Here is a 12,733-nt window from a genome sequence, read left to right on the forward strand (position 1 = left end):
GGCGTCATCGCGCCCTCACCCGCGCGACTTTCTTCGCGGGCTTGCCGGACTTCGCTGCCTTGGCGCGCGGCGCATCCTTGTCGGGCGGCGGGCCGCCGGCCAGATCCTCGAGCCATGCCAGCGCATCGATATACGACAGGAACTGCTGCAGGTAGTCGGGTGACAGCTCGCGCATCGTCGCGAGCGACCGATGCACGAGGCTGTTCGAATTGAGCGGTCCCGCGTTGCGCGGCACCTGGTCGAGCGACTGGCGGTACTGCTGCTCGGTGCGGACCTTCGACCACGTCGCGCGGAAGTAGTCGATCAGCTCGGGATCGATCCCGCGCCGGTCGGCCTGCGCATCGCGCGCGAGCCGCGCGACGAGCCCGGCGAGTGCGCCGCGCGCAGGCCCCTGCGCGCCGGCATGCGCGCTGTCGCACGCAGCTGCGGTTGCGGTTGCAGCTACGTTTATGCCTTCGCTCGCGCGCGCCACGATCGCGGCGAACGCGTCGAGCAGCGTCGCGAACCGCGCGTCGAGCAGCGCGCGCGCATCGCCGTCCAGCGCGGCCGCGCGTTTGGCGAGCGCATCGAGCCGATGGAAGCGCACCGGGTCGAGCCGGTCGGCGCGCTGCTCACGCCATGCGTCGAGCATCGCGCGCACCTGCGTCGCGTCCACCGTCACTTCGCCGTTCCTCCATTCGACGCGCTCTTGCGCGGCACCGGCGCAATCTCCACGCGGCGGTTCTTCGCGCGGCCTTCGTCGTCGGCGTTCGAGCTGACCGGCTGCTGCGAGCCGAACGCCGCCGCGAACACCGACGGCGCCGGCACGCCGGCGTCGATCAGCGCGCGCGTGACGGTCAGCGCGCGCTTCGCCGACAACTCCCAGTTGTCCGCGAACAGGCGGTTGCCGGCGCGCACCTGCTGGTCGTCGGCGAAGCCGCTGACCATCAGGATCTCGTCGCGCGTCTTCAGGTACGCGGCGAGCGGCCCGGCCAGCGTCTTCAGCAGATCGCGGCCGGCCGGCTGCAACTGGTCCGAGTTCAACGCGAACAGCACGTTGCCGCTGATCCCGATGCGCCCGTTCACGAGCGTCACGCGACCGGCCGCGAGCGGCCCCGCGAGCGCCTGCTCCAGCGACGCGCGCTGCTGCGCTTCCTGCCGGCGCGCGCGCACGGCTTCCTCGAGCTTCGACGTCAGCTGCAATTGCATGCCGATCACGCCGACGAGGATCAGCACGAAGGCGCCGAGCAGCACCGACATCAGGTCGGCGAACGCGGGCCAGACCGGCGCGGCGGGCGCGCCGTCGTCGATTTCGTCATGCATGTCTTACGCTCCGACCGATGCGCGCCGACCGGCAATCTGCTGCAGATCCTCGACGATCTGCTTCTGCGACATCATGCTCAGGTCGATCACCTCGCGCGCCTGCGCGACGTAGTACTCGAGCTGCTCGTCGCTGCGCGCGAGCGATTTCTCGAGCGCGGCCTCGATGCGTTGCAGATGGCTCAGCAGCTTGTCGTTCGATTCGCCGAACACCTGCACGGCCGCGCCGAACGCATCGCCGAGGCTCGCGACCTCGACCGCGCCCGCCGTCACCTGCGCCGCCACGGAATCGAGCTTGCGCGTCTCGGCATCGACGGCGTCGTTGAAGCGCGCGCCGACGCGTTCGAGCAGATCGGCCGACGTGCTGACGAGCGCGTCGATCGCGGTGCGCTGCTCGGTCGATGCGTGATTGACCGCGCCGAGCAGGGTTTCGAGCGTCGCGAGCAGGCGGCTGCGCTCGTCGAGCATCGCCGTGTCGCGCACCATGCTGTCGGACAGGCGCTGGCGCAATTCGGCGACGACGTCCGCCGCGGCCTTCGGCGCTTCCGATGCGGCCTGCACGAGGCGCGAGATTTCGTTGATCGTGTCGCTCGCGTGCGCCTGCGCCTGTGCGGTGATCGCGTTCGCGGTGCGCGCCAGCGTGTCGCAGATGTCCTGCTGGCGCGTCGCCGCTTGGGCGCTCGTCTGCGCCCATTCGTCACGCAGCGCGGCGGCCAGGGCCGCCAGCGAGTCGCTCCATGCGGCCAGACGCTCCTCGTCGCGTGCGGCGAGCTGCGTTTGCAGGCCCGCGTGCGAATCGCGAATCGTCGACAGCAGATCGTTCGAGCGTCGTTCGAACGTCGCCGCTTGCGCGGTCAGATCGCGTGTGGTCTGTGCGAGCGCATCGCAGATCTCCTGCTGACGGCCCGCGCTGTGCACGCCCGCGCGCTGCCATTCGTCGCCGAGCTTCGCGGCCATCGCGGCGAGCGATGCGTTCCATGCGGCCAGACGCTCCTCGTCGCGTGCGGCCAGTTGCGTTTGCAAGCCTGTGTGCGAATCGCGAATCGTCGACAGTAGATCGTTCGAGCGTCGTTCGAACGTCGCGGCTTGCGCGGTCAGATCGCGTGTGGTCTGTGCGAGCGCATCGCAGATTTCCTGCTGACGGCCTGCGCTGTGCACGCCCGCACGCTGCCATTCGTCGCCGAGCTTCGCGGCCATCGCGGCGAGCGATGCGTTCCATGCAGCCAGACGCTCCTCGTCGCGTGCGGCGAGTTGCGTTTGCAGGCCCGCGTGCGAATCGCGAATCGTCGACAGCAGATCGTTCGAGCGTTGCTCGAACGTCGCCGCCTGCGCGGTCAGATCGCGCGTGGTCTGTGCGAGCGCATCGCAGATCTCCTGCTGACGGCCCGCGCTGTGCACGCCCGCCCGCTGCCATTCGTCGCCGAGCTTCGCGGCCATCGCGGCGAGCGATGCGTTCCATGCGGCCAGACGCTGCTCGTCGCGTGCAGCCAGTTGCGTCTGCAACCCCGCGTGCGCGTCGCGCATCGCGACGAGCGCGGCCGCCGAGTGTCGTTCGAACGTGGCCGCGGCTTCGCCGAGCGCGCGCGCATGCCGGTCGGCCAGCGCGTCGCCGACCTGCTGCTGCTGCGCGAGCGCATCGCGCCACGCGTCGGACAGACGGCCTTCGGTGGACTCGAGGCGCGTCGCGACGCCGTCGAGCAGATCGCTCGAACGCTGCGCGAAGGTGTCGGTGAACCGGCCGAGCGTCGTCTGCAGCTGCTGCGCTACGGCGTCGCCGGCGCGGCGCTGCTCGTCGAGCGCGCGGCCCCACGCGGCCGTCACGTCGGCGGTGGTTTGCTCGAAGCCGCCGGCCAGCGCGTCGAGCTGGCGCTGCACCGCGCCCGTCACTGTGTCGCGCAGCGCGGCCATCTCCTGCGCGAGCCCCGTCATCGTCGCGGCGACGACCGGCTGCAGCGCAGCGCCGGCCACGCGCGCGCTTTCGGCGGCGCTCTCCTTCAACGCGTCGCCGACGTTCGCGGCAAGGCCCGCATACGCGCGCTCGGTGCGCTCGAAGAAGGCGTGCTGGCTTTCGATCTGGCGATCGTGCAACGCGGCGCTGCGTGCGTCGAGCGCCGTCATCATCGTGTGCAGCCGGTCGACCAGCGCGGGCATCACGTCGGCCTGGCGCTGCAGCAGCCGGAACGATTCGTCGCGCTGATGCGCGGACGAGTGCACGCGCAGCGTCGTCGCGATCTTCGCGTCGAGCAGCTGCGCTGCCTCGATGCGTTCGCGCCGCACGAGCGCCGACAGCAAGCCGAGCATCGCGGACGTCGCGACACCCGCGATCGACGTGCCGAACGCGAAACCGAGGCCCTTGACGGGCGCGATCAGCGACGCGCGAATCGCATCGAGGTCGGTGGCGCTTTCGAGCGCGGCGCCCGTGCCTTTCAATGTCACGACCATCCCGAGCAGCGTGCCGAGCATGCCGAGCAGCACGAGCAGGCCGACGAGATAAGGCGTCAGCGCCGGACCCGGCAGCGCGACGCGCGCGCCCTCGACGCGCGCGCGCACCGCGCCGCGCAGCCCGGGGTGCAGCGTATCGAGCCACGTGTCGAGCGTCGCCGGCGGCTCGGTCAAGCCGGCCACCGCGCGCGTCAGCGTGGCCGTGGCCTGCCGGTAACGCTGCAGCTCCCACGCACCGGCGACGTAGCACGCGCCGATCAGCAGCGTGACGGCGGCCGCAAGCGGGTTCGACGCGACATAGCCGGCGCCGATCCAGCCCACTGCGAGCAGGCCGGCGATGAACACAACGAGATCAAGACGAATTCTGGACATAGCTTGGGAATTAGCTGGTGCGAAGGGCCGCGAGCAGCCCGTCCACCGTTTGAAACCGGACTTCGAGTTCGGCCAGCAGGATGCTTTGCATCTCGTCGCGGAACGTGTCGAGCCACGTACCCGGCACGACCGGCGTGACCGGCGCGGGGCTCGGCGCGTCGGGCGCGGCATCGGCATCGGCATCGGCCGCTGCTTGCGCGTCGGCGAGCGCCTGCCGCTCCGCGTCGCGCAGCCGCTCGAAGCGCGTGCCGAGCAACGCGGGCACGGCGCCCAGCAGGCTGCGCTCGCGCGCGCCGAGCACGCGCTCCATGATCGCGTCGAGCGTCGCGAGCCGCGCCAGCGCGGACGAACGCGCGGCGAGCGCGACGCGCAGGCGCGCGCGCAACTGGCCGATCGCCGTCTCCATCTCCTGCTGCAGGGACAGACACTGCTGGCGGAAGTCCGCGAAATCGGCCGTGTCGGCGGGCGGCGGCGGCATCTCGCCGGCGCGCCGCCGCGTGCGCGGCCGAAGGGCGCCCGTGATCGCCTGCGCGAGGTCGTGGCGCACGCGCGCGCTGTCGCGCTCGGCGTCGTAGCCGCGCACGCCGGCCGCGACAGCGGGCGGGTTCGCATTCAGTGCCGACGACAGCGTGATCGCGTCGGTCCAGCCGAGCCATTGGCTCAGGCGGTCCGACAGCGTCTGCCGGGATTCCGCGACGTCGGCATCGGTCAGGCGCGCGAGCAGCCGGACGAGCGTCGGGCCGCTCAGCGCCGGGCGCGGAGGTGCTTGCACCATGCTGCAAACCGTCAAAAAAGGCAGCAGTTTACACGTCGTCGCGCGGTCGCCCGCCAGAATCGGGAAAGCGATGCGGCACCGCACCGCGTGCGGCCGGCGGGAACGCCCGCCGCACAAGGCTCGCGAGCCGATCGCGGGCGCGCCGGCCGGGACGGCACCGCACCGCGCGGCGGCTGCTGGCCGCCGGCGAGCAAGCCGGCCGGGCTCGCGACGACGGTCGAACGGGTTCCATGAGCCTTACTCGTGCCGAACGCGATCGCTCGCAGCCGGACCATCGGCCGGCCGTGGTGACGGGGAGTCAGTGCATGGCGGATTCGCCAACCGCGCGTCGCGTCAGATCCCGGCCTTCGGCGCGTTCAGGATCAGCCGCAGCCCGAGCAGCGCGATCGCACCGGCCGCGATGCGGTCGACCCATTTCCTCGCCCGGAGATACAGCTCGCGCGGCCGGCGGGTGGAGAAGCACAGCGCGACGATCGTGTACCAGCCGAACTCGACCGCGAACACAAGCGGCGGCAGCGCCAGGTAGCACCACAGCGGCGGATGTTGCGGCAGCAGCGCCGCGAAGATGCTGCCGTACCAGATCGCAGTCTTCGGGTTGCTCAGCTGGGTCGTGAGGCCGGCCAGGAACGACTTGCGCGCGCTGCCCGCCGCGCCGGCCCGCGGATCGTCCATCGCGATCGGCCGGTCCGCGCCGCGCCAGATCTTCGACGCCATGTAGATCAGATACGCGCCGCCCGCCAGCTTGAGGGCGACATACAACCACTCGACCGCCTGCAGCAGCGTATAGAGCCCGGCGAGCGCGACGCCGCCGAACGCGATGCCGCCCACGCCCATGCCGAGCGCGGTTGCGAGCCCGTCGCGGCGCGACAGCCCGATCGAATTGCGGGCGACCAGCACGAAGCTGGGGCCCGGAATCATCGCGCCGAGCCAGAGCGCAGCCAGAATGGCGAGTACGGCAGCCGATGCAGTCATCGAAGTCTCCTTTGCCTTGCGACGCCGCGACGCCGGCGCCTGCGCGTCCGTCCCGGACCGGGAAGCCACCGATTCTGGCACGCTTCGCGGGCCGCCGAAAGCGCGGCCGCACGTGCGGGGCGGCGCCAACCGGTCTACCATGGGCGCTCGCCGCCGTTCGCGCGCGCCGGCCCGGCATGCGGCTTGCGCGCTCCGTTCCCACGTTGAACCAGCGCAGGAGGACGTCATGACGCAACACTTCGACGCGATCGTCATCGGCACCGGGCAAGCCGGGCCGCCACTCGCCGCGCGCCTCGCGGGCGCCGGCATGAAAGTCGCGATCGTCGAGCGCGGCCGGTTCGGCGGCACCTGCGTGAACACCGGCTGCATTCCGACCAAGACGCTGATCGCCAGCGCCTACGCGGCGCACCTCGCGCGGCGCGCGCACGAATACGGCGTGTCGGCCGGCCCGGTCAGCGTCGACATGAAGGCCGTGAAGGCGCGCAAGGACGCGATCGCCGGCCGCTCGAACCACGGCGTCGAGCAATGGGTGCGCGGGCTCGACCATACGACCGTGTTGCAGGGTCATGCCCGCTTCGAGCAGGCCGACACGGTGCGCGTCGGCGACGCGTTGCTCCAGGCCGAGCGGATCTTCATCAACGTCGGCGGCCGCGCGCAGATTCCGCCGATACCGGGCCTCGACACGGTGCCGTACCTGACCAACTCGACGATGATGGACGTCGATTTCGTGCCCGAGCATCTGGTGATCGTCGGCGGCAGCTACATCGGGCTCGAGTTCGGTCAGATGTACCGCCGCTTCGGCGCGCGGGTCACCATCGTCGAGAAAGGGCCGCGCCTGATCCAGCGCGAGGACGACGACGTCTCGCAGGCCGTGCAGGAGATCCTCGCCGGCGAAGGCATCGACGTGCAGCTCGGCGCGAACTGCCTGCGCGCGCGACGCGACGGCGAGCGCGTCGTGGTCGGCCTCGATTGCGACGGCGGCGGCCGCGAAGTGGCCGGCTCGCATCTGCTGCTGGCAGTGGGCCGCGTGCCGAACACCGACGATCTCGGCCTCGAACGGGCCGGCGTCGCGACGGACTCGCGCGGCTACATCGCCGTCGACGAGCAATTGCGCACCAACGTCCCGGGCATCTGGGCGCTCGGCGACTGCAACGGACGCGGCGCGTTCACGCACACCGCGTACAACGACTACGAGATCGTCGCGGCGAACCTGCTCGACGACGATCCGCGCAAAGTGTCCGACCGCATTCCAGCCTATGCGCTGTACATCGATCCGCCGCTCGGCCGCGTCGGGATGACGCTCGCGCAGGCGAGGCAGACCGGCCGCCGGCTGCTGGTCGGCACGCGGCCGATGACGCGCGTCGGCCGCGCGGTCGAAAAAGGTGAGAGCCTCGGCTTCATGAAGGTGATCGTCGATGCGGACGACCACGCGCTGCTGGGCGCGTCGATCCTCGGCGTGACCGGCGACGAAGTCGTGCACGGGCTGCTCGACGTGATGGCCGCGCGCGCGCCTTATACGACCATCAGCCGCGCGATGCATATCCATCCGACCGTGTCCGAACTCGTGCCGACGCTGCTGCAGGATCTGCATCCGGTGGAATGAGGGGCGCCGACGTCGGTGTCGCTTGAACGCGCGTTTTCGGCTCGACGGCTTGGCCACAGCCGGCCGGTGCAGGGAGTGCCTTACGGCGGGTGGTGGGGTCGGCGGCTCGGCGGTTCGGCACGGGCGTCTGACAGTCCGAACATCCGGGTGCCCGACTACCCGTGCGCCCGAATGTCCGGGGATCGAAGCGTCATCGCAGCGATGCGCCGCGACACGCGCGCCGCATGCGCTGCTCGCGCGTGCGTCAGCTCGCGAAGTACTGCGGCCGGTCGATGTCGGCCAACAGCCCCGGCTGCGTCGGCGCCCAGCCGAGCGCCGCGCGCGTGCGCTCGCTGGTTGCGGGCGCATCCATTCCGACGAACGTCGCGAACCAGCCGAAGTACTCGCGCGCCTGCTCGGCCGAGATCGACGCAACGGGCAGATCGAGCCGCCGGCCGATCACGGTCGCGATCTCGCGAAACGGCACGCCCGTGTCGTCGACCGCGTGGTAGCGTGCGCCGCGCGCACCGCGCTCGACCGCGAGCCGGTACACGCGCGCCGCGTCCAGCTGATGCACGGCCGGCCAGCGGTTCTCGCCCTCGCCGACGTAAGCGGATACCCGTCGCTCGCGTGCGAACGCGATCAGGCGCGGCACGAACGCGTGGTCGCCGTCGCCGTGCACCGACGGCGGCAGGCGCACGACGGACGCATGCACGCCGCGCGCTTCGAGCGCGTGCGCCGTCGCTTCCGACGCGCGCGGATAGGCCGCCGACACCGGCACGTGCGGATCGTCCTCGGTCGCCGCGCGGCCCGGTGCCACCAGCGCGAGCCCCGACGTGACGACGAGCGGCCGCGCCGACCCTTCCAGCACCGCGCCGATCGTCTCGATCGCGCGGCGGTCGAGTTCGCAGTTTTCAGCGAAGCGCGAGAAGTCGTGATTGAATCCCGTATGGATGACCGCGTCGGCGGACTCGGCGCCGCGCGTCAGGCTGTCGGCATCCTCGAGCGACCCGCGATGCACCTGCGCGCCGGCGGCCGCGATCGCTGCCGCGGCGGCGTCGGAACGCGCGAGGCCGAGCACCGCATGCCCGGCGGCCATGAGTTCGGCAACGACCGCGGAGCCGACGAAGCCCGACGCTCCTGTAACGAAGACACGCATGTTCAACACCTCCGGATGAAATGGAGGCTTACTATCTGCCGGCCGCCGCGCGCGGTGAAGACGTGACGGTTTACCGGTAAACGAACTAACAGGCTATGGCTGACGCCCCCGACAACCTGCTCGGCGCGTACCTTCGGGACCGCCGCGAGAAACTCGACCCCGCCGCGCTCGGGCTGCCGTCGACGCGGCGCCGCACGCCGGGCCTGCGGCGCGAGGAAGTCGCGCAGCGCGCGCATGTGAGCACCGCGTGGTACACGTGGCTCGAACAGGGGCGCGGCGGCGCGCCGTCGGCCGACGTGCTCGATCGGCTCGCCCGTGCCTTGCTGCTCGACGACGCCGAACGCGAGCATCTGTTCCTGCTCGGCGTCGGCCATCCGCCCGAAGTGCGTTATCACGCGAGCAGCGGCGTGACGCCGCGCCTGCAGCACGTGCTCGATGCGCTCGACGCGAGCCCCGCGATCGTGCGCACGGCGACCTGGGACGTGGTCGCATGGAACGCCGCGGCCGCCGCGACGCTGACCGACTATGCGACGCTGCCGCCGGCCGCGCGCAACATCCTGCGGCTGATCTTCGTCGATCCGCGCGTGCGCGACGCGCAACCGAACTGGGACCGCGTCGCGCGGTTCGCGGTGGGCGCGTTCCGCGCCGACATCGCGCGCGGCGGCGCAACCCAGGCCGTCCAGGCCTTCATCGACGAGATGCGCGCGACGAGCGCCGAATTCGACGCGCTGTGGCGCGACCACGATATCCGCTCGCACGACGAAGGAACGAAGGAGATCCGCCATCCGCACGCGGGGCGGATCACGCTCGAATACTCGGCGTTCGCCGTGATCGGCCGTGCGGACTTGAGCCTCGTGATCTTCACGCCGACGACGGCGGCCGATCGCGCAAGCATCCGTTCGCTCGTCGCTGCGCGCGAGCAGGCTCGTGCAGCGCAGGCGCCGGCCATGTAGCGGTGCGGCGTCGCCCATACGCGCTGTCGTGCGGCGTGGACGCGCCATCGGATTCCCCACTGACAGGCAGTCGAATATTTAATTTTCAAGCGGCGCAGCGCAGCTTTACCCTTTCGGCATCGCATCGTGGGGCCGCAGGCCCCGTCCTGGAGCAATTCGATGACCGACCGCTGCACCGCGCAAGCCGCCTGCCGTCCGCGCGCCGCTTCAATGTCGTATGGCGCGCTCGCGCTGCTGGTGCTGGCCGGCATCAACCTGCGTCCGTTCCTCACTGCATTCGGCCCCGTCCTCGACTTCGTGCGCAGCGACACCGGCCTCGGCTTTCGCGCGGCTGCGCTGCTGACCACCCTGCCGTTCGTGCTGATGGGCATCGTCGCCGGGGGCGGCGTGGGGCTCGCGCGGCGCGTCGGCGAACGACGCGCGCTGACGGTCGCGCTGGTGCTGATCGCCGCCGGCTGCACCGCGCGGTTGTGGGCGGGCAGCGGCAGCGGGCTGGTGGTCACCGCGATCGTCGCTGGCGCCGGAGTCGCGGTGATCCAGGCGCTCACGCCGGGCCTCGCGAAGCGCTGGTTCGTCGATCGGCTGCCGCTCGCGATGGGCGTCTATTCGGCCGCGCTCGTCGGCGGCGGGGCGTTCGGCGCGATGACGAGCCCGTGGCTCGCCGCGCACGGCGGCTGGCGTCTGTCGCTGGCCGTCTGGGCCGTACCCGCGCTCGTCACGCTCACGTTGTGGCGAACGCATGCGCCGCGTGACGCAGCGCACGGAGCGCATGCAGTGCATGCAGCGCACGCGGCCACGGTGCCGGCGTCGGTCGCCGCGTTCGCGCGGGTGCCGCGCGCATGGCAGCTGGCGCTGTTCTTCGGTCTCTGCAACAGCGGCTATGCGAGCGTCGTCGCGTGGCTGCCGGCGTTCTATCGCAGCGCTGGCATGAGCGCGCAGGCGAGCGGCAACCTGCTTGCATGGATGGCGCTGTTCCAGGCGGCCGGCGCGCTGGCGATGCCGCTGCTCGCGAAACGGGCGCACGATCGGCGTGCGGTGCTGTGGGCGACGCTGGCGTTGCAGGCGACCGGCTTCGCCGGGTTCGCGGCAATGCCCGCGCTTGCGCCATGGCTGTGGGTCGCCAGCGTCGGCATCGGGCTCGGCGGTTTCTTTTCGATGAGCCTGATCGTCACGCTCGACCATCTTCCCGACGCACGACTCGCCGGTGCGCTTGCCGCGTTCGTGCAGGGTGTCGGGTTCCTGATCGTGGCCGCGAGCCCGTGGCTGATCGGCTGGCTGCGCGACGCGGGCGGCGGCTTCGCGATCGCGTGGTGGGCGCATGCCGGCGTGGTCGCGGCGATGGCCGCGTTGAACGCCGCGTTCGCGCCCGCCGGTTATCGGCGCAGCATGGTGCGCATTACCGGCGCGGCGTGCTGAGCGGGCAAGTTTGACGATATGGCGCGTGAGCCGCTGCGGCGCGCATGGGTGGCGACGTGAACGTATCGACCACCATGCGATTGGCGGCCTTGCGTACCGTCACGCATCGACCGACATCACTTGCTGAGACGGGACGAGCTTCGGCGGCGGGGCGCACTTGCAGATACAAAGGTCATCGCTCAATGCCACAGGCCGCCCGTCCGGCCCCGTCATCGGCTGTCGCGGGCCGACACATTGAATCTTGCCGACGGTTTTGCACGCGGGACAGATCACGTCGTCGCCTTCATGAGCGATGTGTCTGCCGCCAAGCTCGAACGGCGTTGCCGTTGCGCGGACGGTTCCGGCCACGGTCGTGTGATCGCCGTCGAGGATCATGTATCGCGTCATTTGTCGTTGCCTCGTTCAGGTATTCAATGTCTTGCCGGTTTTCTCTTACAGCGGGAAACCGGTTTTCGGATCCAGATTGTAGGCCTTCGCCATCGCATCGACCGTCGCTTCCGACGGCTTCGGTGGCGAGGCGGCGGCGTCCTGCTCCTTCTGCCATTCGAATGTGCCGTCCCACCGGGGGAGCTTTGCGGGCGGAAGGGGCACGATTTTGTCGATGTCGGGGAGTTTGGGGTTGCGGCCGTCGTTCGAGCGCAGGAATTCCAGAATCGCGCGGTATCTCCGCGAGCGCTCTGAATCATTGGTCAGCGCGAGATAATATAAACCGTCGGTTTGCGGCGGGGCCTTGAAGCCGTTACCCAGAAAGGAAGCTGACTGAATACTGCCCGCCTCCACTCCTTTTTGAAAGGCCTTTACCGCGTCCGGATACAGCTTATCGCCGCTCAAATCGATACCCAACGCGCTTGCGGCCTCACCAGATCCCTGGTCCGTAGCACACTGGCGCATCTGTCTGGCAATCTCCGGAGCCTTATCAAGCGGCGCCAGTAATTGCGCCACATACGCCTGCGCCTCCGGGTTTCCAAGATCGGCCGCCTTTCGGAAATACCGCAGTGCCGTCTCGGCATCCTGCCCCAGTCCGTACCCCGTTTCGAGATAGTGGCCGATGTCGTAGTAGCCCGATGGGATGCCTTGTTGGATCAGTCGCACGGCAAGCTCCACCGTTTCCTTCGGTGCATCGGGTGAACCGGCCAAACCGTCGGAAATCAGCGACTGGAGATTCTGATTGGCCTTGTAGTGTCCATGTGCCGCCGCGATCCGGTAATAGCGCGCCACCTCGTTGAAATCTTTCGTGCCGTCCTGCTTCTCCAAAAAGCGCGCGTAGAGAAACAGGCCCTCTGCCTGCGGATCAAGCGGCGGCAGGTGATCCGCCTGATGCGTGCAGCTGAAAGCGAGATTCGTGCGCACGGCGCTCATGTCGGGCAAAGCGGTCCCCGGCGGTTCCTTTTTCGAGCAGGCGCAGGCAACCAAGGAAAGCCCAATGATGATGGCGTATCGATTCATGAATCAGTCGGAACGGGCGATCGTGTTCGAAGCTCGCATGAAGGCCACGAGCGACGCGTATGGCTGTTGGGCCACCATTTTGTCGCATCTATTTCACACCTACCACCGCCGCCGCGAATGCGGCATCGCCAACGCGCCGCCTGGCGCATCTCAATCAAATCCATCCATCGTCGTTCCACGCCCACGTGCTGAATTCACTCACTGCCACGAAGCGATTCACCTCCGTCCGATTCAGCGGAATCGCCTGCCGAGATTCGAACGACTTTCCAGCCCGCAGCACGATCGGCCATACCAACAACCCCGCCCCACCCTCAACC

General features: G+C 69.8%; 11 protein-coding genes. 3 read left to right on the top strand and 8 right to left on the bottom strand.

The genetic code is table 11. From position 1 onward, the window contains the following. Window positions 1-4 precede the first annotated feature (4 nt). The 5 genes from C3Y15_RS24420 to C3Y15_RS24440 all read right to left on the bottom strand — a co-directional run bounded on the left by C3Y15_RS24420 (window position 5) and on the right by C3Y15_RS24440 (window position 5,860). Window positions 5-661, bottom strand: a complete 657-nt coding sequence (locus C3Y15_RS24420; RefSeq protein ID WP_069246559.1) for a DUF2894 domain-containing protein — start codon at window positions 659-661, stop codon at window positions 5-7. Continuing rightward, window positions 658-1,302: an OmpA family protein gene (locus C3Y15_RS24425; RefSeq protein WP_014724507.1), complete on the bottom strand. Its 645-nt coding sequence runs from the start codon at window positions 1,300-1,302 to the stop codon at window positions 658-660. The genes C3Y15_RS24420 and C3Y15_RS24425 overlap by 4 nt, the downstream gene beginning before the upstream one ends. A 3-nt stretch (window positions 1,303-1,305) precedes the next feature. Beyond that, complete coding sequence (locus tag C3Y15_RS24430; RefSeq protein ID WP_069246560.1) at window positions 1,306-4,113, bottom strand: DUF802 domain-containing protein; 2,808 nt, start codon at window positions 4,111-4,113, stop codon at window positions 1,306-1,308. Between the two features lie 10 nt (window positions 4,114-4,123). Continuing rightward, a complete protein-coding gene (locus C3Y15_RS24435) occupies window positions 4,124-4,888 on the bottom strand; it encodes a DUF3348 domain-containing protein (RefSeq protein WP_011881421.1) in 765 nt (254 codons plus the stop codon). A gap of 333 nt (window positions 4,889-5,221) precedes the next feature. Then, window positions 5,222-5,860, bottom strand: a complete 639-nt coding sequence (locus C3Y15_RS24440; protein ID WP_011881420.1) for a LysE family translocator — start codon at window positions 5,858-5,860, stop codon at window positions 5,222-5,224. 226 nt (window positions 5,861-6,086) lie between these two features. Here C3Y15_RS24440 and C3Y15_RS24445 point away from each other — a divergent pair, with 226 nt between their 5' ends. Next, window positions 6,087-7,463 carry an FAD-containing oxidoreductase gene (locus tag C3Y15_RS24445; protein ID WP_011881419.1) on the top strand — a complete coding sequence of 459 codons (1,377 nt, stop codon included), beginning with the start codon at window positions 6,087-6,089 and terminating at the stop codon, window positions 7,461-7,463. A 244-nt stretch (window positions 7,464-7,707) separates the two neighbouring features. On the opposite strand, the gene C3Y15_RS24450 is transcribed toward C3Y15_RS24445, so the two are convergent. Continuing rightward, the gene (locus C3Y15_RS24450; protein WP_069240594.1) at window positions 7,708-8,601 is read right to left on the bottom strand and encodes an SDR family oxidoreductase; all 894 of its coding nucleotides are present in this window, start codon (window positions 8,599-8,601) and stop codon (window positions 7,708-7,710) included. 95 nt (window positions 8,602-8,696) lie between these two features. Between C3Y15_RS24450 and C3Y15_RS24455 the strand changes: the two genes are divergently transcribed. Continuing rightward, on the top strand, window positions 8,697-9,554 hold the full coding sequence (locus C3Y15_RS24455) for a helix-turn-helix transcriptional regulator (RefSeq protein ID WP_014724503.1): 858 nt from the start codon (window positions 8,697-8,699) through the stop codon (window positions 9,552-9,554). A 159-nt stretch (window positions 9,555-9,713) separates the two neighbouring features. Next, window positions 9,714-10,970, top strand: coding sequence for a cyanate transporter (locus tag C3Y15_RS24460; RefSeq protein ID WP_059735651.1), 1,257 nt, complete (start codon window positions 9,714-9,716; stop codon window positions 10,968-10,970). A gap of 99 nt (window positions 10,971-11,069) precedes the next feature. On the opposite strand, the gene C3Y15_RS24465 is transcribed toward C3Y15_RS24460, so the two are convergent. Continuing rightward, entirely contained in the window at window positions 11,070-11,357 is a 288-nt protein-coding gene (locus tag C3Y15_RS24465) for a PAAR domain-containing protein (protein WP_011881415.1), read from the bottom strand. A gap of 45 nt (window positions 11,358-11,402) precedes the next feature. After that, window positions 11,403-12,416 (bottom strand): sel1 repeat family protein, encoded by a 1,014-nt coding sequence (locus tag C3Y15_RS24470; protein WP_221417822.1) that lies wholly within the window; start codon window positions 12,414-12,416, stop codon window positions 11,403-11,405. Between the last annotated feature and the right edge of the window lie 317 nt (window positions 12,417-12,733).

The sequence above is a fragment of the Burkholderia sp. B10 genome (assembly GCF_004368385.1).
Lineage (GTDB): Bacteria > Pseudomonadota > Gammaproteobacteria > Burkholderiales > Burkholderiaceae > Burkholderia > Burkholderia vietnamiensis.